The 25285-nt window shown below is 44.1% G+C and carries 20 protein-coding genes; 11 read left to right on the top strand and 9 right to left on the bottom strand.

The features are described 5' to 3' along the window. The first annotated feature begins 8 nt into the window (after nt 1-8). On the top strand, nt 9-905 hold the full coding sequence (locus tag JWG88_RS16010; protein ID WP_205234795.1) for a sulfotransferase domain-containing protein: 897 nt from the start codon (nt 9-11) through the stop codon (nt 903-905). Further along, complete coding sequence (locus tag JWG88_RS16005; RefSeq protein WP_205234794.1) at nt 902-1903, top strand: glycosyltransferase family 2 protein; 1002 nt, start codon at nt 902-904, stop codon at nt 1901-1903. Before JWG88_RS16010 ends, JWG88_RS16005 begins: the two co-directional genes overlap by 4 nt. A gap of 90 nt (nt 1904-1993) precedes the next feature. Here the strand turns inward: JWG88_RS16005 and JWG88_RS16000 are convergent, their stop codons facing one another. The 7 genes from JWG88_RS16000 to JWG88_RS22180 all read right to left on the bottom strand — a co-directional run bounded on the left by JWG88_RS16000 (nt 1994) and on the right by JWG88_RS22180 (nt 10147). Beyond that, complete coding sequence (locus tag JWG88_RS16000; RefSeq protein WP_205234793.1) at nt 1994-3130, bottom strand: glycosyltransferase; 1137 nt, start codon at nt 3128-3130, stop codon at nt 1994-1996. Between the two features lie 42 nt (nt 3131-3172). Beyond that, nucleotides 3173-3655 carry a glycosyltransferase gene (locus tag JWG88_RS15995; RefSeq protein ID WP_205234792.1) on the bottom strand — a complete coding sequence of 161 codons (483 nt, stop codon included), beginning with the start codon at nt 3653-3655 and terminating at the stop codon, nt 3173-3175. Beyond that, nucleotides 3652-4104 carry a UDP-N-acetylglucosamine--LPS N-acetylglucosamine transferase gene (locus JWG88_RS15990; protein ID WP_205234791.1) on the bottom strand — a complete coding sequence of 151 codons (453 nt, stop codon included), beginning with the start codon at nt 4102-4104 and terminating at the stop codon, nt 3652-3654. The genes JWG88_RS15995 and JWG88_RS15990 overlap by 4 nt, the downstream gene beginning before the upstream one ends. Beyond that, nucleotides 4097-5392, bottom strand: a complete 1296-nt coding sequence (locus JWG88_RS15985) for a glycosyltransferase family 4 protein (protein ID WP_205234790.1) — start codon at nt 5390-5392, stop codon at nt 4097-4099. Before JWG88_RS15985 ends, JWG88_RS15990 begins: the two co-directional genes overlap by 8 nt. A 105-nt stretch (nt 5393-5497) precedes the next feature. Further along, the gene (locus tag JWG88_RS15980; RefSeq protein ID WP_205234789.1) at nt 5498-7333 is read right to left on the bottom strand and encodes a hypothetical protein; all 1836 of its coding nucleotides are present in this window, start codon (nt 7331-7333) and stop codon (nt 5498-5500) included. A gap of 998 nt (nt 7334-8331) precedes the next feature. Then, nucleotides 8332-9741 carry a sugar transferase gene (locus JWG88_RS15975; RefSeq protein WP_205234788.1) on the bottom strand — a complete coding sequence of 470 codons (1410 nt, stop codon included), beginning with the start codon at nt 9739-9741 and terminating at the stop codon, nt 8332-8334. A 178-nt stretch (nt 9742-9919) separates the two neighbouring features. After that, on the bottom strand, nt 9920-10147 hold the full coding sequence (locus JWG88_RS22180) for a PEP-CTERM sorting domain-containing protein (RefSeq protein ID WP_353740688.1): 228 nt from the start codon (nt 10145-10147) through the stop codon (nt 9920-9922). A 1107-nt stretch (nt 10148-11254) separates the two neighbouring features. Between JWG88_RS22180 and JWG88_RS15965 the strand changes: the two genes are divergently transcribed. Beyond that, nucleotides 11255-11989, top strand: coding sequence for a DUF8692 domain-containing protein (locus tag JWG88_RS15965; protein ID WP_205234786.1), 735 nt, complete (start codon nt 11255-11257; stop codon nt 11987-11989). A gap of 219 nt (nt 11990-12208) precedes the next feature. Here JWG88_RS15965 and JWG88_RS15960 read toward each other — a convergent pair whose 3' ends face one another. After that, nucleotides 12209-12571: a DUF1428 domain-containing protein gene (locus JWG88_RS15960; RefSeq protein WP_205234785.1), complete on the bottom strand. Its 363-nt coding sequence runs from the start codon at nt 12569-12571 to the stop codon at nt 12209-12211. An 851-nt stretch (nt 12572-13422) separates the two neighbouring features. Here JWG88_RS15960 and JWG88_RS15955 point away from each other — a divergent pair. The 5 genes from JWG88_RS15955 to JWG88_RS15935 all read left to right on the top strand — a co-directional run bounded on the left by JWG88_RS15955 (nt 13423) and on the right by JWG88_RS15935 (nt 18127). Next, nucleotides 13423-13620, top strand: coding sequence for a hypothetical protein (locus JWG88_RS15955; RefSeq protein WP_205234784.1), 198 nt, complete (start codon nt 13423-13425; stop codon nt 13618-13620). A 580-nt stretch (nt 13621-14200) separates the two neighbouring features. Next, nucleotides 14201-15676 (top strand): NfeD family protein, encoded by a 1476-nt coding sequence (locus tag JWG88_RS15950; RefSeq protein WP_205234783.1) that lies wholly within the window; start codon nt 14201-14203, stop codon nt 15674-15676. Nucleotides 15677-15842: 166 nt separating this feature from the next. Beyond that, on the top strand, nt 15843-16652 hold the full coding sequence (locus JWG88_RS15945; protein WP_205234782.1) for a slipin family protein: 810 nt from the start codon (nt 15843-15845) through the stop codon (nt 16650-16652). 31 nt (nt 16653-16683) lie between these two features. Then, nucleotides 16684-17331, top strand: coding sequence for an arsenate reductase/protein-tyrosine-phosphatase family protein (locus JWG88_RS15940; RefSeq protein ID WP_205234781.1), 648 nt, complete (start codon nt 16684-16686; stop codon nt 17329-17331). A gap of 1 nt (nt 17332) precedes the next feature. Then, entirely contained in the window at nt 17333-18127 is a 795-nt protein-coding gene (locus JWG88_RS15935; protein ID WP_205234780.1) for a GDSL-type esterase/lipase family protein, read from the top strand. A 70-nt stretch (nt 18128-18197) separates the two neighbouring features. Here the strand turns inward: JWG88_RS15935 and nadE are convergent, their stop codons facing one another. After that, nucleotides 18198-19193 carry an NAD(+) synthase gene (gene nadE, locus JWG88_RS15930; protein WP_205234779.1) on the bottom strand — a complete coding sequence of 332 codons (996 nt, stop codon included), beginning with the start codon at nt 19191-19193 and terminating at the stop codon, nt 18198-18200. 2030 nt (nt 19194-21223) lie between these two features. Here nadE and JWG88_RS15925 point away from each other — a divergent pair. From JWG88_RS15925 to JWG88_RS15915, 3 genes are all read left to right on the top strand, one after another. Next, on the top strand, nt 21224-21988 hold the full coding sequence (locus JWG88_RS15925; RefSeq protein ID WP_205234778.1) for a polysaccharide biosynthesis/export family protein: 765 nt from the start codon (nt 21224-21226) through the stop codon (nt 21986-21988). Nucleotides 21989-22011: 23 nt separating this feature from the next. Next, nucleotides 22012-23457, top strand: coding sequence for a hypothetical protein (locus tag JWG88_RS15920; RefSeq protein ID WP_205234777.1), 1446 nt, complete (start codon nt 22012-22014; stop codon nt 23455-23457). A gap of 380 nt (nt 23458-23837) precedes the next feature. Next, the gene (locus JWG88_RS15915; RefSeq protein WP_205234776.1) at nt 23838-25166 is read left to right on the top strand and encodes an FAD-dependent oxidoreductase; all 1329 of its coding nucleotides are present in this window, start codon (nt 23838-23840) and stop codon (nt 25164-25166) included. Nucleotides 25167-25285: the final 119 nt, after the last annotated feature.

Here is a 25285-nt window from a genome sequence, read left to right as displayed (position 1 = left end):
AGTAATGTATGAAAAGTACAACTGATATTTATAAACCGGATTTTATCCTCATTGGTGCCATGAAATGTGCAACAAGTACACTTCATGAGCAGCTTAGCCTTCATGAATCCTTTTTTATGACAACTCCAAAGGAACCTAGTTTTTTTAGCGATATTGAGAATTATGATAAAGGTTCTATCTGGTATCAGTCTTTTTTCAAAAAAGCCGGGCATGGTCAAGTCAAGGGTGAGTCAAGTACGAACTATTCCAAGCTGCCAAACTATCCGGAGACAGTTAACAGAATCAAATCATTTTGTCCTGAAATCAAATGCATTTACCTGATGCGCCATCCGGTCGACCGGCTTATATCACACTATATCCATGAATGGTCCCAGGGAAATATATCATGCGATATAAATACAGCCGTAAGGCATCATCCTGAATTAATTGAATATGGCAGATACAATATGCAGTTGGAACCATATATATCGACCTTTGGCTTTTCCGCCATTCTGCCTTTATTTACAGAGCGTTTACAAATTACTCCTCGCCAAGAGTTACAGGCCATTTTTGACTTCTTGGAAATTCCAGCAAAACCCGAATGGTGTCATGATATTCAAAGCAACAAATCGTCGGAGCGGCTCAAGGTCTGCGCTTGGCGCGATGCCTTAGTAAACGATCCAACATTGCGCTTTTTTCGAAGAGCGTTTATTCCGAAATCAGTCAGAAGGAAGGTCAGACGAATTTGGACAATGACCGAGAGACCAATGCTTTCTGATGGAGTACTGCGACATGTCGAACAGATTTTTGATGAGGATTTGGAATTGTTAGGTAGAAAAGTAGGGGTTGAGTTAAATTGTAGAAATTTTAAGCAATCAGTAACCTCAGCCACCTCCTCTCACTCCTGGATAACCGTTAGAACATGACATATTTGAAGGCTTCAATAGGGGTTGTTGTTATTGGACGGAACGAGGGTGAGCGATTGAAAAGATGCCTCAGAACACTTCTCTGTCACATAGATGGCAGGAGGATTGTCTATGTTGATTCCGGTTCTGAAGATGAAAGCGTAGCTTATGCTCGTTCTCTGGGGATACACCTTGTCCAACTTGACAAAAGAATTCCTTTTAGTGCTGGCCGAGCAAGAAATGAAGGATTTAAACTGCTTGAAAGTAAGATAAATTCATTGGAATATATACAATTTATTGACGGAGATTGCCAGTTGTCCCAAGGATGGCTTTCCAGCGCTGCTAAATTTTTAGATGAAAATGAACAGTACGCTGTTGTCGCAGGCAGAAGAAAAGAAGAATATCCTAACAACAGTGTCTTTAATCTTCTATGCGATATAGAATGGAACATACCAGCGGGTGAAACTGAAACATGCGGTGGTGATTTTATGATCCGCAAATCTGCATTTCAACAGATTAAAGGATTTAATCCTTCTGTTATTGCAGGCGAGGAACCGGAGATGTGCTACAGGTTAAGACAGTTTAACTGGAAAATATTTCGGCTTGACAAACTAATGGCAAAACACGATGCGAACATTTGCTGCTTTTCTCAATGGTGGAGAAGGACGGTCCGGACCGGACATGCTTATGCCCAGGGGGTCAGCCTTCACTTTTTGGAAAAAGAGAGCTTTTGCTTAAAGCAGTCTTTAAGCTGCTGGATATGGGCTTTTTTTGTTCCGACATTTACTGTAATTGTATCTATAGTATTCAATGTATATTTTTTATGCTTGGCGCTTCTTTATTTTTTTCTCTTTATGAAGATTTATATCAAGTCATATAATAGAACCAACAATTATAGGAGTACAATGGTATACAGTTTTTTTACTGTAATAGCTAAATGGCCACAACTTTTTGGACAGATGCTTTTTATAAAGAGAAAAATGTATGGAAGTAGATATGCTATAATCGAGTATAGCTGAATTTTTAATTAGGTTTAAATTTACAATAGGAGAGGCTGATTTTTATTATATAACTGCCTGTACAATAAAAATTGTTTTTTCAGCAGCCATTTAATAGCTGACAAGTTTCTTTTCCTCCAGTTGATTGAAAATAATACTAGATATGCTATCCCAGGTTGTAATCTCCACATCGGGGTATTGCTTTATTCCGGAATTATTTAATGAAGTTAGATGCAGGATCAAATCTATCCATGAAGTAAAATCCTCAGCGATATGAATTCGATCTTTAAATATTTTCGATGCCGGGGTTGGTGTCGCTATAACATCTTTCCTTGCTGCTAGATACTCCATGAGCTTTACAGGACGGCACTTCAGGCCCCATTCAGTCTGCGCGGTTGGCAAAATGCATATATCAAAATTGTGAATATAACCTGGAATGGCCTCGTGATTCTTGTGTCCTAAGAAATAAACATTTGGCAGCTTTCGCAATTCATCCGTACTGGGATGAGGGATGCCCACCATTACAAAGGAGCATTCAGAGAGATTTCGGGCGACTTGAAATATAAGCTGACTATTAAACTTATGGGTGTCCATGCTTCCTACATAGCCTAATATTGGCCTGGGAATAAATTTTAAATCTTCAGGAGTTGATCCATTGAAGCGAAAAAACATTTCATCCACTCCTTGAGGCAATAACAGTGAGCAACTTGTTATTTCCTTCGCCTCCTTGTGGAGCTCCTCACTGACATGGATGACAAGGTCTGCTCGTTGGAGTAATTTCATGTCCACCTTAGCGACATACTGAGCATTAAAATTGTCAAAATCATACGCAGCGTAATCATCAGTGCGCTGATAGACGAGTCCTCTTTTACCATCCTTTTCCATTGCCGGCCATGCTGTTGGAGTATTGATCCAAAGTAATGGATTTTTTATTCCCAGATAAAGATAAACAGCATGAATCTGTATTCGCAGGATAAGGGCATTCAGAAACCGTCCAAAGCGACTCCGGTATAGGGGCAAGGGAACAGGACTGTAGACATATAATTGAGGGGAAACCTTTTGCAAGCCCCTTAGAATGCTGTTGATTTTTCTTTTAATTCTCAACCAGAAATGCTTGTCTTTTCTGATACTTGGCATACGCATACCGATTGAACATATATAGAGAACCGACAATCGTCTGGAAAATCGTTTCATAATCTGGATATCAAAATGGGCATGACTGTGATACCACCAATCTTCACCGCCCATACAGACGACCCAATTTTTGGCTTTTTTTGTCATAGAGATCGATTATTTGTCTGATTTTATAAACTCAATAATAGAATTAATAAGTTCAGGAGACGCGAAGCATGAAGTGCTTTTGCGAGGTGCTATCTTCTCATAGTTATCAAGATGATGCACGATTCTTTCCTCATCTGCTGCATAGACTAGGAGGCCAAGTGCGGCGAGGCGTTGGGCTGTTGCCACCTGATGGTCATTCCTGGTTTCACGCAAATAACTATAGCGGGGGACAACGATCAGTTTTTTGCCTAACTCTAAACAACTAAGTATCGTTCCCATACCGGCATGCGCAATGACGAGACTTGCTTTATTTATTTTTTCGGCAAGAACTTTTGGTGGCAGTAATTCGACCCATTCCATATTTTTGGGGCGCCAGCCGCCTTTCCCTATTTGCGCATAACAATAAATCTGCTGATTCCCCGACGCCCAACTATCAACTGCTCTAATGAGGCGGTCGAAGGGCATCTGTCCCCCGACAGTAACTAATATCACAGAATATTCCCCTTGAAATATGGGCCATTCGGCTTCTCAAGCTCGGGCCATTGAGTGAGCCATAAATCGGCATACGAATGAACAAGCTGTCCTGTCAGCGAGAGGACTTCTACATTAGCTATACTGTCTAACCATATAGTTCGGGCATTGAATATTTTTGCAAAACGCAAAGCAAAGTAACCGCAGGCAGCTCCGGTAGAAATGACAACATCGGGGCGAAAGGACAATAAAACAAAGAAAATACGTATTGCCATTTTGACCAGACCTATTTTATTCCAGCGAGTTGCGTCATTAATTAAAAAGAATCGACAGTCAGGTACTTCGGCAGCGTATTCCTTTCTGGTCGTCGCATAAGCTACTTCATGCCCTTCAAAAGCAGGTCTGAGTCGGAGCAATTGTATCCAATGTCCTCCGCCTGAGGAGATGGCCAGGATTTTCTTTTTAGTCATCAGTGATTGGCTTGATATATTTCATGAATATCTGCTCTAAACGAGCTGTTTCTGTATTCGTGTTATGGTTTTCATAAGTCAACTTACACCCGTTGGCAGCCATTTCTTCCAGCCGGCTGACAGGTGTTTTCAGCACATCAATCATAGCTTCCATCAATTTACTGATATTTCCGGCTGGAACGAGCCAACCGTTTTCTCCATCCTTTACAAGTTCAGGTATTCCTGCAACAAAAGTGCTAATGACGGGTCGACCCATTGCAAATGCTTCCATGATCACCATAGGCAGACCTTCGGCAAAACTTGGCAAGACAAGAGCCCGGCTTTTTGCTATATATTCACGGACTTGTTTTTCTGAAACAAAACCCGTGATTTGAACTTTTTCTTCTATCCCAGTTTCTGAGATTTTCTGTTCTATAATATCGCGAAGTTCGCCATCGCCCACGAAAGCTAAACGGGCATCATATCCCCTTGTGATTAAGTTGACGAAAGCCTCAAGAAGCACGAGTTGTCCTTTTTGCGGAGTCAAACGACCAATGCAGACAAATTGTTTATTGCTCAATGATAACGGTTTGTATTCCAATGAGTGGAAAAAATCTTCACCAACCGTGCATCCAACAACATGAATCTTCTGCCAATCCTTTGGACTGCTCCAACGACAAAGCTGCGCAAAACAAAAATCTGTTATTGCCACAACAAACAGTGCATCGCTAATTTTACCTTGCAAATCAAATGCATTTGCTGAGTCAAATTCAGTAGGTCCATGCACGGTAAAACTGTAACTTACCCCCAATCGATATATCAACCTAGCTACAGCAGTGGAGTTGGTGCCAAAGTGGACATGAACATGCTGGATTCCATGCTCTTGCATAACCCTGTAAAGTGAACAAGCCTCTACGAGGTATGCAAGATGTTTGAGTATTCCCCTATCACTTCGGGCTCCCATCCTTATGGCTACACGAAGTGCATCAAAAAGATCTAACGGTTTGGACAGGGCAATTCGAAGAAGCGAGGTAGCATGTTTGAAAAAAGGCAGATTGAGGCAATGTATGGTTTTGGCAGCTTCCTCTTGGTCCTTTGGGTCCACAAGTAGTTCGTCTGATTTACGAATTGCAAGACGTAAAACCTTGTGCCTCCTTCTCTCTATTTCACATAGTTCTCGACGGATAAAGGTGTGGCTTACCGAAGGATATTTTGTGGTAAGATAGGCAATATTTAACCTTCGTGCATTCTGTTGAGAGGCATTCCCGATAGAAAAATCATCCAGATGTGTATCCGGGATGGGTTCCAATTTTAGGTAGTATTCATCTTTTTTTTAATTTAAAAGCCTATGAACCGTAAATCTTCAGTTACTATGGGGACAAAAGAAACATCAATATGCAGCTGAAAAACCTCTTTACTCTAGTATTCTGAAACCACGAGGGACTGACACAGGTGGCGAGTCATTTGTCATAAATTCAAAAGCTCCTACATCCGGAGTCTGATCTCTTAAATTTCCCCGCACGTCAACGGGAACTAAAGAAAAAGATAGCCTATTTACCAGCGGTGAGCCAGCAAGAGGTTCTCCAAAGGTAGTGGATGCGGGATCTGTAAGGTCTATTTGGGGGTCCCCGACAGTCTGGGATACATTGATGTCACTATCGGGTGATTTTGAATACCAGTGTGGCTCCGAGCCGCTGCAATTTCCTTGGTCGGTACAACTCCAAATATAGTGATTATGCTGAAAGTCATTATTTCCAAAATTTTCAGGAGCGGCATAAGAAGGATCTCCACCATTTTTCGTGACATTATCACGGTATTCATAGAATACATTGCCTATGAACGAAGAATTGGTGAAACCAAAGCCAGAATCATCAGCATTTATAGCAAAAAACTCCGTCGGAAACGTGCAATGCCATAACAATAAATGATCCCAGACTCCATAAAGTGCACCATTTGTAAGTATGGTTTTTCCCCCGGAGCTACCCTGCCTTCCGGGTTCGCGCATCTCCAAAAACATGTTTACAAATGCATTATTGTTTCCTGGGGATTGAGTAGCCCGCATAAATAATCCTTGATAATGTAAATCGGTTCCGTAAAAATTATAAATAATCCGATTGGATGGTCCATCTCCCCATGACTGGTATGAGTCAGCGTGCCAATACGTACTACCAGGATCCTGGTCATCTAAAGTGGTGTTTATGACAAGAGGAAAATTTTGAAAAGCATCTTCTCCTATATGCTTGATCTCGAGACCACGAGCGATAAGACCTCCGCGCACTGCTCTATCAACATTATAAATATATGTATCTGTATAATACGCGTCTTTATGATTGATAGGATTCGAACCTTGAATCCATCTCCCTGAGCCAATGATACGGGAGTTGTGAATCCAGAGATTTTGCGGAAAACCTGTGCTGAAGATAAGCTTATTGGAGCCGTTGCTTAGCAAGGTAACACCATCTACCTTTATGAGTTTTGTGTCAGTGAGATCTCCACCAGTATCGAGTATTGTCTCTTCTTTCTCAGCATCGGCGTTTCTTGCAATTGTAAGCCACTCGTCAATAGTATTTATTGATCCACTCCCCATGGCATATGTTCCCTCATCCAAATAAATTATTGCGCCGTCAGCTTTTCCTCCATTCCTATTTTGAATCTCATTGGCCGCTCCTGCAATAGTCGCGAAACGCGTGGAACTGTCGTTTACCAAACCAGTGGCATCATTTCCTGTAATACTGCTGACCCAAGCTTTATGCTGAAAAAGATTTCCTGTGGCATCGACAATTAAGGGAATTTTTTGAAGGGTTCTTGTGTCTCCGTCGCTGCCATATATAGTAGCTACCACACTAAATTCACCATTAGAAGCGAAACCAGAACTGCGTAATGGGACCCAGTACTCATAAACATTGGTTCGAGAATTATACGTCATAGAATTTGATATAAGAGGATTTTCACCAGAGTACCCTTGACCATCAACTTCAAATTCAACCCTGTCTATCCCATCCTTGGAAAATGCAACTACTCCTACATTGAAAGATTTTCCAAATTCAATCCTTTGAAAGGGTACAACATCCCAGCGTGCAACAGGAGTTAGAGCCAGCGAAATAGCCGGAGAAAAGAGGGTAAATATCGATGCTAGCACAATGTACCGTTGAAATAATGTTCTGTATATCATTTTCAAATCCCAAATAGTTTCAATATTATATACTTCTTTAACATAAGACAGAGAATTCCATGCAACATGTCCAAGCAAATTCTTTGCCAGTTTCTATTTGGAATATGTATTTAACCGAAATGAAATAACTATTATAAAAAAATGTAAAATCGCTAACTCACAATTATGTAACCAAATTGCAGTCAGGGTTGCCAAGGTGAGCAAAAAATGAAATTATAAATGTATAAGCCACGACTATTCAACAGAGCCAACCGCAAACGGATCTGCTGGGTTGTATTGAATAGAGTGTTATGGGCATGTCCATTCCCTATCGGATCGGTTCCTGTTGAAAACTGGGCAAGCATATAGGTTCTTTGGGCGATTTGTTCTTGTACCAGAAGCAAGTCCTTTCAATCTCTGTGCTGCTTGGCTGATTGCTCTAGTACTGTTCTTAAGCCACTTAAGAGGGAGTTATTCGCCACCTGTTCTGGCATTTCATTGTAGTATTCCAGTTTATAACCCCAAAGCTGCCTTGACCATGCGGGTTTGTAAGAATGTAGCTAGAGATTTGGGGTGCTTTCTCCTGTCGGAACCGCAGGATCTTAAATCTAGCTGCCAGGATGCTTGTGGTTTTCACTATTTTTTTTCTAATCCTTGGCCCGGTAGGATACTGTCCGCTCCACCTTTTCCAGTCGATTTGCTCATCGTTTTTATCATTTGGCACAGAATCTAAAAGTTAGATAACGAGCGACTTAGTGAATATTTTCTCTATTTTCAATTATGTTAACCCAAAAATAAAGTATATTGCAAATGAAAAGAGTCTCTTTTCTGATAGGAATCTCGTGCTGTAGGGCAATAGGCAATTTGGTTCTATTGCTCTCCTTATAGAAATCATACCGAACAAAAGGGGCACTTGAACCTGAGCAAAGAGAGCAGAGCAAGGTTCGTGATATCCATCACAGATGGTGACGTTCGCCCATATAAAATCAGCTAATTTCTAGAGTTGCGTGACCCCAGTTTCGAGGAGAAGATGACCGATGTCCTGTATGTATACAAAACCATCTCCCGACCGTGCCTATGTGTGGGAATCTTTCCAACTACAATGCTCCTTTAGTCAATAATACTGCAGGGACGGTTTTGTAGAGAATTTTTAAATCCAACCAGAATGACCAGTTTTCTATATATTCCAGATCCAATTCCAGCCACTTTTCAAAAGGCAGATCGCTGCGGCCGGATATCTGCCAGAGACAGGTGAGTCCAGGCTGAACGCTGAATCGTTTGCGTTGAATACCGCGGTCGAAAAGATCAACATCTCGAATAGACATGGGGCGGGGACCGACTAAGCTCATTTCGCCTATAAAGACATTGATGAGTTGCGGCAGTTCGTCCAGGCTGGTCTTGCGGAGAAACCTGCCCACCTTTGTCATTCGCGGATCATTCTTCATTTTAAATATCGGCCCTTCCGCCTCGTTGAGGTGCTCGAGATCCTTGAGTCGTTCTTCGGCATCAGTGTACATTGACCGGAATTTATACATGGGGAAAACGTTTTTACGCAGTCCGACACGCTGCTGGACAAAGAAGACCGGACCAGGAGAGTCGATCTTGATGGCGATGGCAATAAAAGCGAAAATCGGCAGCAGCAGCAGTATGGCCAGAGTGGTAAGGGCCAGATCGAAGATGCGCTTGGCGACGAGCTGCTGATGGTTTTGGGCGACCGGCTCCATGTTTAAGAGCGGTATACCCTTAACAGTGGTAAGGCTCACTCTGGCGACCTGGACGTTGAAGACATCGGCCATAAAACAGAGACGGATGCCTTCCTCCTCACAGGCCATGACGATGGGTTCGGCATCCTTGAGCATGGAGCGGGTGATGGCGATGATAACCTCGTCGACGATATTGTTTTTCAGGCATTCGCTGGTATTTTCGATGGTGCCGATAACCGGGATGCCGGAGATAATTTTTCCTTTTTTTTCCTGATCGGGATCGAGAAAGCCGACAATCTCGATATCTTCATCTAGTTGCTGTTTTAATGCTGCAACCAGTGCCTTGGCGCGGCCTTGTGAGCCGATAATCAGTACTTTCAACTTTCGTTTGCCGCTTTTTGTCTGGCTCTTATGGTGGAAGATAATATAGGCTCTTACCCCCATCAGAGCAAAATATTCGACGATGGCGAAAATGAGGATGACGAATCTGCTGATATATCTGATTTCCAGGAAGAAGAGCAGAGCGAGTGTGACGCTGAAGGTGAGTACCATGGCACGAATGATGGCCCAGGAATAGCCGACGTAGGAGATTTTCCCGGGGGGCGTGTAGCCGCCGAAATAGGTGAGAAAGCTGGTAACGAGGACAATTATCAGCGGAAGAAGAAAAACATGGGAGCTCAGGTTGAGCGTTTCCAGGACAGGAAAAAAGAGATCTCTGGCCCAGAATGCGATGAGAAACGCAGCTACGGTGCAAAACACATCGAGGCTGAAAGTGATATTTCCTAGGTTGTTGTCTTCATACATAGCTAGATCTGTTTGAAGTGGATGCAGAGCAGTTGCAGCCTGTCTTTCCAGGAAGAATGTTTGCAGTACGCGACAGACTGTTGATGGGGATACGTAATGTTCTCGTTAGGGTGAGATGGGATTGCAATCACCTGTAGAAACCCTTCAAGTGAAGGCTGGAACTCTAAATAAGCTAGGTTTACCGCTTTCTTCTTCGCCGGGTAATCAATATAACTCCGGCCATTCCCGCCCCTAAAAGAAATACGGTCCCTGGTTCGGGAGAGGATTTTGAAGACCGCTTCTCGGTCGGTTGAACTAAGACCTTGCCGATTTTGCTTAAGGAGTTAAAATCCTGAAAACTTCCCGTTATACTTGTATCAAGCCGGGTCTTGTTCTCATTGTTCCCAGAAGCAGCACCAGCCTGCATATACTGGTTGCCTGTCAGTTCTTTCTGCGTAAGATTTCCTAAGGCTGCGGCATTTTGCATATCCAGTTTCGACAATGACGCACGATGCCCCCATTGTGCAGAGCACAATAGTGCTGCACAGATGAAACAGTGAACTTTCATCGTTATCCCCACTGATGCGATAATATTACAACAATCTCTTAGTAAGATATCCCCTGATATAAACAAGCAAAAATTGCTCTTTCCTGATGTCAGGCATTTTTAACAATACCTGATCACGCTACAACGAATTGCTGTACTATCTGTTTATGGTGTAGAACGTATCGTCTGCAATGAAACTCAATTCCATGCAAAATTAGAACCAACTCGATTTGAACTAAAATAAATTTACTGCGGTTTGTGGCACTCATCTTTTTCTTCGTTTTGATAGTTGGGAGCTTAGAAAAAACAGTTGAATGCAATCAAAACTATTATTCTAAAGTTTATAAAAAATAGCGGTTGAATGCAATTTTAAACTAAGACAACTGGGTAAAAATATCTGGTTGAGAGAAAAGATAATGTAATTAGTAAAAATTGAGGGTGCTTATCCCGACCGACTTTTTTAAAGAAACTGAGCATCACTAAAGCATAGCAAATGACAAACGGGTATGGCTGCTTTTTTCGTTCATATATCCCTTCTTAAATGTCAATACAGTATAGCCGAATTTATAATTCAGTATCTCTATCGACAACGTCCAAAAGCTTAACAGTCTATATAGCGTAATATATCGAGTTTGTTCCTTTTAAATTAGTACAATACCTGCAAGTAAGTGACAATTTGTTGGCCTATCTGCCAACGGCAGTAAAATTCACAAAACAATAGTTTTGTTTCTCTCATAAGATATTCCGATCACGTTTTAACAACCTTTCTAATTGTCACCGCTGATTTAGAGCATTTTCTTTGTTAAAATCTCTCCGCTTTTGCTATTATCATACTACTCACTCGGCGGACAGGGCATTTAGCGACCAGAAGCGCCCTGGTGAGTGACCTAATTAGGGGAGGCTGAGTTATCTGGTTCAGCCTCTCTTCTCCTTGTGGACGAACCCTGGCTGGAAACCGTAAAGCTAGTAAACAAGCTAGGCCTGATAATGATGCATAAAATCATAACAGCCCAAGAAGATATAAAAAACTTCAACGAGCGTAGCGCCTCATTCTTCTTGATCTTACTTCTTAGTGGTGATCTTGCCTTTGTCATGCTGCATTTTATTAATAGTTTGACGCCCATATATGAAAATCCTCTGCTTAATCTCGAAAAAGATAGAGGGTATTCAGAAGTGTACCAATATCTAAAATTTCTATGGATTATCATTATCCTGGTCTTCATTTCATTTAGAAATGCTTCTCTGCGTTATGTTTTGTGGGCATTGGTTTTTGTATACTTTCTTCTTGATGACGCCTTGCAATTACATGAGAGAGTCGGAGGCTATATTGCGGCAAATCTAAGTCTGGTACCTGCTTTTGGGCTCAGGCTCCAAGACTATGGAGAACTCGCCGTCTCAGCCGCTGCGGTAATTATTATATTCCTTCCTCTCGCCTGGGCTTTCAGGAATGGCTCGAGGGTGTTCCGAAAATTATCCCAAGACCTTGCCCTCCTGATAATGATTTTGGTCTTCTTCGGTATCGTTGTCGACATGGCTCAAATAGCTATAAACGCAGGCTGGAAGGTCAGCTTTATCTTAGGCGTAATCGAAGACGGTGGCGAAATGCTATCGGTGAGTCTTATTGTTTGGTATGCCTTTCTAGTGATGGTGCGTAACTGTGATCTTGATTGTTATCTGTGTGATTGCGCGAGCACTGTCCTAACGAAGAAAGATAGATTGTGAGAGAAGTGACCAAGATCTATTTGGGTTGGTTAACCCATCCCATGGTGTTAATGATTCGGCAAATCCCAAAAGTGTTCTTATGTGGTCATGGCGGAGAAAGGATAGGGGGTTTGCCATTTTTTTGGTCGTGAAAAGCAGCGCGTTGCTCTTTCCATACTGAAACACCAGTATGGCAGCAGGAGCGATGCAATAATCGACTCCTGCTTACTGTTTGTCTTATTACATTTTAACCAGAGTATTAAAACCTCCGTAAACTATCTGTTTATAATCAAAAGGCTCGGATCCCTGTTGCATCATATCACCCATTCGGGGATCAGCCATTACTGCGGCATTTACCTTGTCACGGTGTTCACGGGACTCGAAAACGATCCATGCGAAAACAACGGTTTCGTTTTTCTCTGTATTAGCAGCTTTTTTAAAAGAAACCATATCTGGAATTTCCAGGTCATCACCTAAACACTCCCAATATTCCAGAGCCCCGTGTTCCTTCCATATGGAACCTGCTTTTTCGGCTATGTCTTTATATTCCTCCACCTTGTCTTTTGGTAAAGGAATGACGAATCCGTCTACATATCTTTCCATGGTAAAACCTCCAATAGCATCTTGGTTCATCTTTTTTATCTGCTAAGATGATAATGGTCCTGTTGTCGGCTCTCTAGCCGGTTGTTATACCCAGTCATTTAATAATGACAGGTCCAATTGGTTCGCCCATCGCGCGACCAATGCTCAAGCGCAGCTTTGAGCGCATCATGCAGGGTATTTGGCACAGTCGAAATCTCTAAGTCGAGGATTTCATGAGTGATTCGACTTTATTGTGCCCTTTGCCCTTAAAGGAAAATAAATATCATCAGTGAAAGAAGGAATGCGATCTGGACAATTCCCTCAATCTTTGAAAAGCAGAATAGGGATATGCTCCTGGCTTATCAGAGGAATGTTGCCGACATCTACAGATTGAAGACCTTTTTAAGCTCGATGCTCAGGGCTGTATGCCTGGCTGGATTTCTCAAATGCGTTCTTTACAATAACCCGTAGGCTGCGATTTCCGGTAACTTCTCAATCACGTGGGATGGGCGTAAGACTGGATGACAGAGCTTTGGCGAAATTCAAAGCGGGTTTCCATCCGGCGATTCGAATCAAGTCGGGGTTGTTGCCGGGGACTTAACCGATTCGTTCCCGGCTGAAGGGAAAGAATAGTTGTACCTCAAGTCCTTGTAATAAAAAAATATTGCTTTATTCTAATTGCAATACACGTTTCAAAAAGCTTACATCGGCCCTCATTACTTGGAAGCCGGGAGTTTGAGACAAATTACAAAGGCTGTCCGTGGAAAAAACTGGTCTACAGGGCAAGCCCGGAAATGATGAATAGGATTATTTTCCTCATACATCGTTAAAAAGCGTGATTATTACCATGCACTTCTAAAGGAGTCCTCACCATGCAAAGAAAAATCGTATCATCCCTGTTGCTCATACTCGCTTTCTCTCTAATAATCTTCAGCTTTGGCTGCGATTCTCAAGGACCGGCCGAAAAAGCTGGTGAAGAGGTTGATAAATCGATAGAAGCCACCAAGGATGCTATTGAGGGAGCAGGTGAAGAAATAGAAAAGGCAATCGAGGAGGCCAAGTCTGAATAGGATCTTCTGCTGATTACCGATGAATTTCAGCATTTTCATGCTGCCGGGCTTGAAGGTCTTCCTAGAGCCCTTTTTGTCGTTATCACGGTCCCCGATTGGTGTCCGTTATAATGGATCCGGGATCCAGAGCTATCAAAGAAAGATGGATTCCGGATCAAGTTTGTACCAGCGATGTCGGCCATCCTCCTTGATATGGATTTTCCCAAGCACTTGTCGTCAAAGGGATGGTAAACATGCTCCTTATATCTTTCCTGTAAGAATTTCGCACCTGAATCCTCTCCAAATCAACTTTTTAGCATCTTGCAGGTTGTTTTCTTGCCAAAAGAACTAAAAAACAGACTTTACGGTTCTAAATATTGTCATTGCACACTAAACGACACCATGCTGACGCTGTTGTGCAGAGGTCACCTATCACATCGAGGCGGCACTGCAACATTTTGCACTTCAACAAATATTAAAGTTTATCATGATGCCGGTGTCAAAAGTTCGCTCTCAGGCTCTTCTTTTCATTGACACATCACATTCTGATATAGATATTTATAGATACACAAGCAGGTTAATACTTCCCCGGAGTAGATAGATGATTCCGAAAAAAATCGCGAATCTAGCCAGAGGCGGAAAACTCCGACAAATGTGGTGGCTGCTGATCTTTTTTCCAGGACTGGCCATTTTGCAGATGTCTTTTGTCGAAGAGGTCCTGCCGGAAAATTCCGACACCCGGAAACAGGGTCTGATACTGACCATTGATGGCGCCATAGGACCTGCCACCATGGATTATGTCATCCGCGGTTTACAGCAGGCCTCCGAAGAGCAGGCCGAGATCGTGATCCTGATAATGGATACCCCGGGTGGCCTGATGAACGCCATGCGGGGCATCATCCGGGAAATCCTCAATTCTCCGGTTCCGGTGGCAACCTATATCAGCCCCGCAGGCGCCCGTGCTGCCAGTGCGGGAACCTACATCCTTTACGGCAGCCATATTGCCGCCATGGCACCCGCTACAAACCTTGGTTCCGCGACTCCGGTACAGATGGGAGGATTGCCAGGTGCACCGGAAGAACAAGAGGAAACCGCTCCCACTGAAGAGGATAAAAAGGCCGATTCTGAAGGTGAGGTGTCGGAAGAGGGCCAGGACAAACAGCCTGCAGAGAAGCGAAGGGGCGGTTCCGCCATGGAGCGAAAAATCCTGGAAGATGCGGTCGCCTATATTCGGGAATTGGCACAAAGGCACGGCCGCAATGCGGAATGGGCCGAAAAAGCAGTGCGTGAAGCAGTTAATTTAGGTGCCGGGCCTGCGCTTGAGATAAACGTCATTGACGTTGTTGCCAATGACATTGATGATCTGTTGTCACAGATAAATGGACGTACAGTGGTTATGGAAGGTGGTGAACGCGTTCTGAATACCGCCGATCTGCAACTGAATCGGCTGGATCCTGACTGGAGAACCAGGCTGCTTAGCGTTATAACCGATCCTAACATCGCTTACTTTCTGATGATCATCGGATTTTACGGCATCATTTTCGAGCTTGCCAGCCCGGGTAGCCTGTTTCCCGGAGTAATCGGGGCAATCTGTTTAATTCTAGCTCTATTTTCTTTTCAGGTTCTCTCGGTAAACTATGCAGGGCTGGCTCTGATTCTGCTCGGCCTGGCCTTTATAGTCGGCGAGGCATTTATGCCAAGTTTTGGAATTCTGGGTATCGGCGGTATGGTTGCCTTTGTGGTGGGTTCGATCATCCTGATGGACGGTACGAATCAGAAAATTTCCCTGCCCCTCATTGGAGGTACGGCTGCGGTTGCGGCCGGATTCATGTTGTGGACGGTCACCCGGTTTATGTCGGTGAGCAGGGGTGCTCACGCCAGCGGGATCGAAAAGATGCGGCATGAAACGGTAGTGGCGTTGGAAGATTTCATTGCCGCGGAAGGAGTCTATCGAGGGCATATCCGCCTCAGTGGCGAACGCTGGAATGCAGTCAGTGAAAAACCAGTCTCCAAGGATCAGCAGATGAAGGTGGATCGCATAGAAGGATTGACAGTGCATGTTGCTGAAAAGGACTGACGTGCTCGTAAAAAGCTCGATCCACGTCGTTGGGGACAGAACTTTCTCGAATATTGCGCATATTGCAGAGCTTTTTTCGAGATCATCAATATTGAAAGAGGATGTACCGACTGAAAAGCGGTATGAGTGATTGTCCAAACAGATCTCTTACAACCCAGGAGGTTCTATGTTGAATGAACTGCTTCCATATCTCGCCCCTATCGGGCTGCTGGTGCTTATTCTGGCTTCGGCCATTCGTATTCTGCCGGAGTATGAGCGCGGCGTGGTGTTTTTTCTTGGTCGCTTCCAGAGTGTGAAAGGCCCTGGTCTGGTCATCATTATCCCCGGACTGCAGGTAATGAGGAGGGTTGACTTGAGGGTCATTACCCTGGATGTTCCCAGTCAGGACGTAATTTCCAAAGACAATGTCACCGTGAGTGTCAACGCCGTACTGTATTATCGTGTTGTTGATCCGGAGCGAGCCATTATCCGGGTCGAGGATTATGGCGGAGCGACCACGCAGCTTGCTCAGACCACTCTGCGATCGGTGCTGGGGAAGCACGATCTCGATGAAATGCTGTCGGAGCGTGATAAGCTTAATGCCGATATCCAGGAAATACTGGATTCGCAGACGGAAGAATGGGGAATCAAGGTTTCTAATGTCGAGATCAAGCATGTCGATCTGAATGAGAGCATGATACGCGCCATCGCCCGGCAGGCTGAGGCTGAACGTGAACGGCGGGCTAAGGTCATACATGCCGAGGGCGAATTGCAGGCCTCCGTCAAACTGGTGGAGGCTGCCGAGGTTATGTCCAGAAATTCCGGAGCCATGCAGTTGCGCTATCTGTCGACCTTGTCTGATATGAGTACCGGCAATGCCTCGACTATTGTCTTTCCGCTGCCCATGGACATGATATCGCACTTCATGCAGGGAGGCGGCAGGAATCCTGAAAATCCTGGGGGCGGCACCTCATCAAAGAAAACTGATGCAAGCTGATACCGTGAAACAAGGAAAATACTTTAATTTTATGGAGAAAGAAATTATTAACAGCAGGGCTATAAAAAAATTGCTGGTGCAGAAAGCGAGGGATATGCAGATCCTGAGGAAAGCCAGACAAACAGTAAAGCATGTTCTGAGAGATTCCTTCTGGTCGGTATATGGTCTACAGGAGAAGAATCCCGCTATTCCTTTAAAACCCAAGGAGATCCTCTTTGTCTGTCTCGGCAATATTTGCCGAAGCGGATATGCTCATCATTATGTTGCCTCCAGATTTCAGAGGGACAATCAAGAGCTTAAGGTTTTTTCTGCAGGACTGCATGTAAAAGATGCGGGTTCTCCTCAAACAGCAATTTCTGCGGCAAAATCTCGTGGTGTGAATCTGGCTGGCCATATTCCCAAACAGGTTGATGCAGAAATGATAGAGACGGCAGATATGGTATTGGCTATGGAGCCGAAGCAAATCAGATTGCTGCGAAACAGATTCCCCGAGTACTCCGATAAATTTTTCCTGCTTACCTTTTTTGAAGGAGAGTCTGTTTCTCAATATCGAGGCTGGAGTCGTTATCATATTAAGGATCCCTACGGCAAGTCTTCTGATGAGTTTGCAGAATGTTTTGCAAGAATCGAACGATGTGTGGATGGATTAATGTCCGGAATAACCGACACTCGAGGTTAAAATGCTACAGGGAGATCATCGCAAGCCATTATCAGTACATACAGGCTGGTGGCAAATAATTAGCGGCATTTTTTGCATTTTATGTGTTTTTTTGCCGGCGGTTGGCTATGGAGGAGATAGCGAAACCACTTCCCCAACCCATGGAACCGACTTTTCTGCACCCGAACAGAAAAGACAGAGCAACATAGATATAGTGCTTATTGGAGCATCTTACGCTGAGGGCCTGAAGTTGAATGAAGTAGCCGGCATGACGATGATCAACAAGGGAGTCGGAGGGCAGCAGTCCTTTGAAATGTTGGATCGTTTTCAAGATGATGTCATTAATCTCAATCCCCGTAAGGTTGTGATCTGGGGATTCATAAATGATATTTTCAGAGCTGATCCTGGGAAGATGGATGACGCTATCGTCCGGATTCAGGAGAGCTATCGTGAAATGGTGCGTCTCTCCCGTGAAAACAGTATAGAACCTCTGCTTGCAACCGAGATAACAATGGGCCCAAGGGGAGGTTTCAAAGAGACGATTGTGAGATTTATAGCAGGGTTGATGGGGAAAGTCAGCTATCAGGAGCGTGTTAATTTAGATGTCAGGAAAGTGAATGAATGGTTGAAGAAATATGCTGCTGAGCAGGGCCTGTCTGTGCTTGAGTTCCAGCAAGTACTGGCTGACGAAGAGGGACTGATGCGGGAAAAAAAATTCACTCAGGATGACGGTAGCCATATCTCCGAAGAGGGCTATAAAATCCTTTCGCAGTATATGATAAATAACGAAGAGCTTTTCAGAAAGAGGCTGCAATGAAAGCTCCTAATGATATAGCAGTGAAGGACAAGCTCTCTTATGAAAAAAAAGCCTATTATCCGACGGACTCCTAGACTTCATGATTTATCTCCACGACCGGAGATACTAATAAAGGTGGAAGTTGCAGGTATGTGGTGGTTGCCCTTTTGGTGTCAATGTCCTGATAGATTCTTTTGACTTGTTCCTCTTTTAGACCTATAGCTCGAGCTACCTCTTTTGGAGCAATATTGTGGTTCTTTCCATAGAGGCAGAGATCCATCTCTGCATAAGGCAGCGAGAAATAAAATTCATCCTGCCCCTGTTCCAGGGAATAGGTGTCTGTGGTCGGTGTGCGATTGCGTATCTCCTCAGGTACACCCAGATAAGAAGCCATCATGTAGACCTGTGATTTATAAAGATGGGCAATAGGTTTGATATCTCCCGCGCCATCGCCCAGCTTGACGAAAAATCCTTGATCATACTCAAGCCGGTTTGGTGTGCCGACCACAGCGTAATTCAAACGGTCGGCATGATAATATTCCAGCATCTTGCGGATGCGTTGTTTAAAGTTCGTCGCTGCGACGATGGCCAGATACGTTTTATGCGGCAGACGTTGCTTAATGATATTATTGTCTGGCGACTGTGCGATGAGAGAAAAAAAGGTGAATCCTTTAGAGGTTGCCACATTGGGTATGACAATTTTTGATTTCCATCCCTGTCCATACTCAGGAACAACCTGACGAACGGCATCATCATAACGCTTATAGAAGCCGACGGCCTCAAGGATAGAGGTGATATCCTCATGCTGCGTCGCAACTCCGAAATGTTGGGCCAGTCTTGAACTGATGCCAATGGTATCCTCCGAAGAATGTGCCTCGGGCATCTGCAGACAGAAGACCTTGTCTTTGCCGACGGCCCTGACAGCCAACGCCAGGCTGGCACTGGAATCTATTCCTCCAGAGATGGCAACGATCAGTCCCCTGCGTTTTAAGGGTACTCTCAGGTAGTGTTTAATTTTTTCACAGATTAACTCTGCCTCATGCTGGAGATCGAGCTTCAGGACTGCTTCGGAAAAGCTATCTGTCATATATGCAACCTCATCGTTCTTAGAAAATTACCGGAAGACTATCTTATCCTGTCAACAGAGGGTATTTCAGTTCCCTGAGTAGCATTTCCTGGTGCTATTCGCAGGAGATTTCTTTTGTTATAGCCATTAACGCCGATAAAAAGCTGAAACCACAGCCACTCCTGCACAGGAGTTGGAGTGACTGCGGGTTTTAGATTTAAAACATTCTCATTAACAATAACAAATTTTTCTTGCTCTTGTATATGGTGAACCATGTTTTTCCCAAATTCTGCCTAAATATTTTCTCATACTATTCCACAGACCGCTTTTTGAGATCATCTTTCAATATGATGAAAGTGCAGAACGCTTAGCCAGGATATTTCGCGAGTCTGGCAGGTTTATGGACGAGGCATCACGAGTAAATCCGTTGTAATCTACTGCAAGTTCGTGATAACCCTGTACAGGAGCCTGCCAGGCTCGTTCGAAGGGTGAAAAACTTGCATGAAAAATACTCGGCACATACATGAACACTCTATATATATACTATATTTTCATACCTAGAGTGTGAGTATTTCATGGAATGTTCGGGCTAGGAAGCACTATTAAGGAGCAGCATGCGGATAGCTGGGAGCGCTCTGACATTTGAACTTCCGGAGCCCGGTGGTGTCGATTGACTATTCGGTGCTATCCTTATCTCCCGGGTATAATTACTTTCCTCTGAGGGACTAAGAGCGGTTAAGGCCAGATGCAAGGTTCCTTGAAGATTCGATAGTGTACATTGGGGAGTACCACTGTTTAAGCCTTCACAGTAGAATTCACTTCTAGGTAAATATTCGCAATCGTTATTATAGCTCAAATTATTACACAGTACAGATTCTGAAAGATCTATGTAGTGATCATAGGCGAAGTTGCTCTTTAGATTTCCACGGGAGTCAAATCTGGACTGGGATCCGTAATAGAGCCTGTAGCTTGTAACATTTTCTGCGGCCGGGTTTGCCTGCCATTGGAAAGAAATTCTTCCGCCGACATAAGCTTCAGCCGGAATTGTGTTTATGAAAAAGGCGAAGAAAGAGTAAAGAAAAATCCTGCTGAGTTGAAGCCTTCTCAAGGGTAGTGCTTTTTCTTTTTCGTAAGTCATTTTGTTTTTAAATGTTTTGAGGTTGATCTTTAAACCTGATGGAAACTTTTCCAGCAGGCATATACGTCTTTGGCCCTTGAGCAGGTTTCATGCCCGTTGGTGTTATTGATGCATCCTTGGAAAATCTCCTTAACAGCCTGTGAAATGAATTATGGCTTTCAATGACTTATCGGAGATGAGGGGCGAAGAATTAAATTTTGGCGGAAAAAAGGTTACTGAAATCTGGATGGTTTTAGGTAAAAATTTGCTCAGTGTGTACACGGGAAGTGACGTTTCCTGCACACTCACTGGCGGAGGAGTGGAAGTGAATTGCTATTTCCGGAAGGGAAATTGCCGGGGCAATTTCTCTATTTTTCCGAGAACTGAAAAGCTAGAGCGAAGCAGGTCCGGATGTTGAACAAATAACATTAGCTCTTGTTAATCCGGTCATGAAGCGGCCAATTGTACGAGAATGATGGTGTTGCAGGATGGTTTTGGAAGGAGATGGTCGGGATTTTTCAATATTGGAGAATATTAATGTTTCTGGCGAAAAACGAGGAATAGGGGATTAGTAGTTAAAAAAAAATGAGAAAATTACTTCGCTTTTTTGAATTCGAATTGAAAATGAAGTAAGCTTTCAGTGTGTTCGTGTTCGTCGATAAGGAGCTCTCGTTTGCTCTTTGTGGTACCAACTTGATCTGAAAGTCTGAAGAGATAACTATCAGGAGCACACTCTCTGTCATCCTCTGAACATTTGAAATTTGACCAGGATGGCAGTTTGATAGAAATCTGTTTTTATTTGCCGACCGTTTTCTTGATTAAGTAACGGAATAATGCAGCGGAACTGCCTGATGGCGGAGTTTATACTATGATTTACTGCCCTTTCTTTCCGCCTGGGTGGTGAAGATCCCCTTTTCTCAAGAGGTTAAAGTGTATGAAACAGCATAACAAAAGTTCCCTGATGTATGTTGCGGTGTTCATCCTTATCTGTTTTTCTCTGCCGGCGCTGGTGTTTGCGGCACAATCCGCATCGGATGTGACGGTGGACCCCGCTCTCAAGGAAAAGCTGCGCCAACAGATTATCGGCCAAGGTGGCTCCGTGGATGACGAATATGTGGTAGGCTACAGGGACATACTGCACGTTAGTGTTTATGGCGAGGGTTCGATGTCAGTGGGAGGCGGCATTGAGGCAGAGCCACCGGCAACCATGGCGGAAGGTGAGGCACCCGCTGTTGATTTTATCAGAGGAAGGGGGGCCGGCATAGAAGTCCGCCTGGATGGCAGGATATCTCTGCGCCATATTGGTGACGTAGCGGTTGTCGGCATGACTGTAACCGAAATTGCAGATTACCTGAAACAGCTTTATTCAGCCGTTTATAGTGATCCCGATGTTACAGTTACTCTTGTACAGAGCAACAGCCTGCAATATACTGTCATGGGCCAGGTTATTTCGCCAGGCCTCTATCATCTCGATTTTCCCCTCACGGTTGTCAGGGCCATTGCCCGTGCGGGGGGATTTACCGAGTGGGCCAAATCCGACATAACCATCATTAGGCCCAACAAGGCAAACTTGAAGGCCGGCAATGCCAAAAACGCTAAGGGTGAGTCATTCAAATTTGATTTTGATGACTTTCTTAAAGGCAGGAATTTGGAGAGCAATATTCTGATCAAATCCGGAGATGTCATAGTCGTTCATTAATATAAAGGATGAGGAGAGCCATTATGGAGAAGAAGGGTGGATTGCTGTATTTTGTTCTTGTAATGACTGCACTTATGGTCATGTTCTGGTCTGGGAATACCCTTGCTCGGCAGAATTCACTGACTGGTGGTATCGGCGCTGGTTATCACTATGGGGAAAGAAGCTATGATAATGAAGAAGAGATAATCGAAGAGGACCTCGGGGACCGGAGGGATTATTTAGTATGGCCTGAGTTCGAGTTTGAAACTTCCGGAATCCATGATTCCCTGCTGTTACGCTATTCACCTGTAGTCAGATATGATGATCTGGAAAGCGAAACGGATATAGATCAATATCTTGACTTGAACTGGCTTACCCAGATAAACCGGAAGTGGAGCTTTGAATTGACTGATCAATTTGTTTTTTCCAGTGATCCAACCCGCTATGAAGGCCCTTTTGGAACTGTTGCTGAGGAAGCCCCCCTGGAAGATCCAACAGATGAATTAATAGGTGCAAATGGATTAACCCAGAACTTAGGCACGAGGAGGTATTGGACAAATTTACTGAGTATGTCGACGATATATTCCTATGCCGCTGAGAGTAATGCTGAATTCGGTTATGAATATCGGGTTTTGCGTAATGATTCCGGGGGTGATGAACTTATCGAGTACGATGAATACGACAGGCACGGCGTCTCTGCGCTCTGGTCCCACAGGTACTCCCCGACCTGGAGCAGCGAATTTGACCTCGGCTATATCAAGGGTGATTTCGATGATCCGGGAGTTGAGGAACTGTCACAGGATCTGCAGGAGTACTTGGTGGATCTGGAACTTAGGTACAGCAAAAATATGAACAATTCTTTTCCCATTGGCTACAGGTTTCAAAGCATAGATTATGAAGATCTGCGGGACGACGCCTGGGGGAATGAACTGACATTCAGCTGGGATTATGTAATGGACTCCCGAAATCATTTTATTGTCGGAGCTGGACCGTCTTATGCGAAAACTGATGATTTGAGTGGTGAATTTGACTATAATGTATTTGCCAATTATATAAGAAGTTATCAGCACGGCACGGTCGAGGCGTTGATAGCAAAGAGTTATCTGCCGCGGAGCTTTTCCGGTATAGGCGATACCGGGCTGGTGGATGTCACTGATGTAAGAGTTGATATCAACTATGAGATGAGTCCGAATGTTACCTTTGATGGTTTCGCGTTATACCGGTATGAGGAAATCCTCAATCCTGATGGAGAATACTATATCGCGGCACTTGGCAATGGTGATCCGGCGCTTGAGAGTGATATCGGAGATGTGACCTATACCAGAGACGCCTTTTCTGTCGGGGCTGGGATAAATTATGCTTTCTGGAGATGGTACACCGCTTCGGTCGGTTATATATTTTACAAACAGGATGGAGACTTGAGCATCGATTCCTATGAGGATCATCGGGTATTGCTGACGCTTACAGCCGCAACTACCTTATGGCGTTAATAAAATTAACCGGAATCCGGAAGATTTTATGTTTTCGGATTCCGCTATCGGCAATTTATTTTTTTCTGTCATTATATAGACCCTGCAGGACGTGAAGTGCTTCTGGGTTGTATATAATATTCCCTGCATACGAAATTGTATTCCCAAGCATTTAAAACTCTTAGCACCAGCGAAATATCGAATTTCCTGTCTTCCCTCTACTCAAATTCACGGCACGCATAATCGTAGAAAATAACCGACAATTTCTTCAACTAATGGTCGGAATCTTTGGTGGTGATGTCGGCAGCGGAAGAACCCTTGACGAAGCGCCTAACGCTATTTACCCCTATCTATAAAGGAAACTGCAGTGTAATCCATCACCCAAAATGAAGAGGTGTGTAATGAAACGGTCATTATGGCTCAAAGATACACAAGGTATCGGATATGCAGCAGAAAAGAAAAAGGCAGACGTTATCGTCATTGGTGCAGGGCTTACCGGTCTCGCTGCAGCCTGGCTCTTGTGCCGGGAAGGGCGTGATGTTATCGTGCTGGAAGCAGCCGAGGTCGGGTGCGGCACCTCGGGACACACAACCGGGAAGATCACCAGTCAGCATCACCTTATCTATCACTATCTGCTTGATCAGTTTGGTGAAGAGAAAGCAAAAATGTATGCAGATGCCAATCAATGGGCTGTGCAGGAATATATCGATTTAATCAACAACGAAGGGATCGCCTGCCATCTCGGGGAAAAGTCGGCCTATGTTTATTCTCATTCAGATTCAAGCCCCCTGGAACAAGAGTATAATGCTGCGGTAAAGCTGGGTTTGCCATGCTCCATGGACAGTGTATCCTTCAGCAAAAACGAGGCGCTGGCTTTTCATCGGCAGGCACAGTTTCATCCGCGGGAATATATGATGGGACTGGCGTCCAAAATCATCGACAAAGGGGGATCTATTGCCGAATATACCCGTGTCCTCAAGGTGGAAGAGAAAAAGGATTCTTGCACAGTCACTACCGAGAAAGGAAGCTATGAGTCCGAATTTATAGTTTATGCAACACTGTATCCAATTCTTGATCATACTCTCTTCGCCATGCGGCTCAGGCCGGTCCTGCACCATGGAATGGCCTTTTCTGTAGAGGAGCAGGAACATGAGGGCATGTATATTGGCGTTAACGATATCTCATTTCGCTATTATAAAAATACACTTATTGTTGTTGGACAGCATCAGCATATGGGTGAAGAAAAAAACAGTTACGAGACACTGGAAGAGAAGGCTCGTAAGAAATTTAAAGTCGGCAAAGAGCTGACTCGCTGGTCGGCACATGACCAGAAGAGCCCTGATCGGGTTCCTTTTATCGGCAGCTATGATCCGATGACCAGGAAACGATTTGCCGCAACTGGATTTGGAGCCTGGGGAATAACTCATGCCATGGTGTCTGCAAAAATTATTGCCGATAAGATAGCCGGCAGGGAAAACCCCTGGGCCACCCTGTATTCTCCGTGGCGAACGGGAAAGCTTATTTCGACTGCAATCGAAAAAGGCAAGGATACTTTGAGAAGTCTGGTAAAGGGAAAGCATATGTGTTCGCATATGGGATGCGGACTGGTATTCAATGAATATGATCAGACATACGATTGCCCGTGCCATGGATCACGCTTTGACAAGGACGGAAAAGTACTCTGGGGACCGGCGGTGAAAGGAATACTTGGAGCAAAGAAATCTCAGTGACTGCCGTCTTCGGGCCCTCTTTTGTGTTGCTCAACGGAGAGAACGAAGAGCTCTCCTCGATTAAAATGAAAAATATAGCAAAAATCGCAGTATTAAGATAGGTTGGCCGGGAAACTTAC

This window comes from Desulfopila inferna, assembly GCF_016919005.1.
Taxonomy (GTDB): Bacteria; Desulfobacterota; Desulfobulbia; order Desulfobulbales; family Desulfocapsaceae; genus Desulfopila_A; species Desulfopila_A inferna.
The sequence above is the reverse complement of the archived record's forward strand: the minus strand, read 5'-3'. Positions and strand labels throughout refer to the sequence as shown.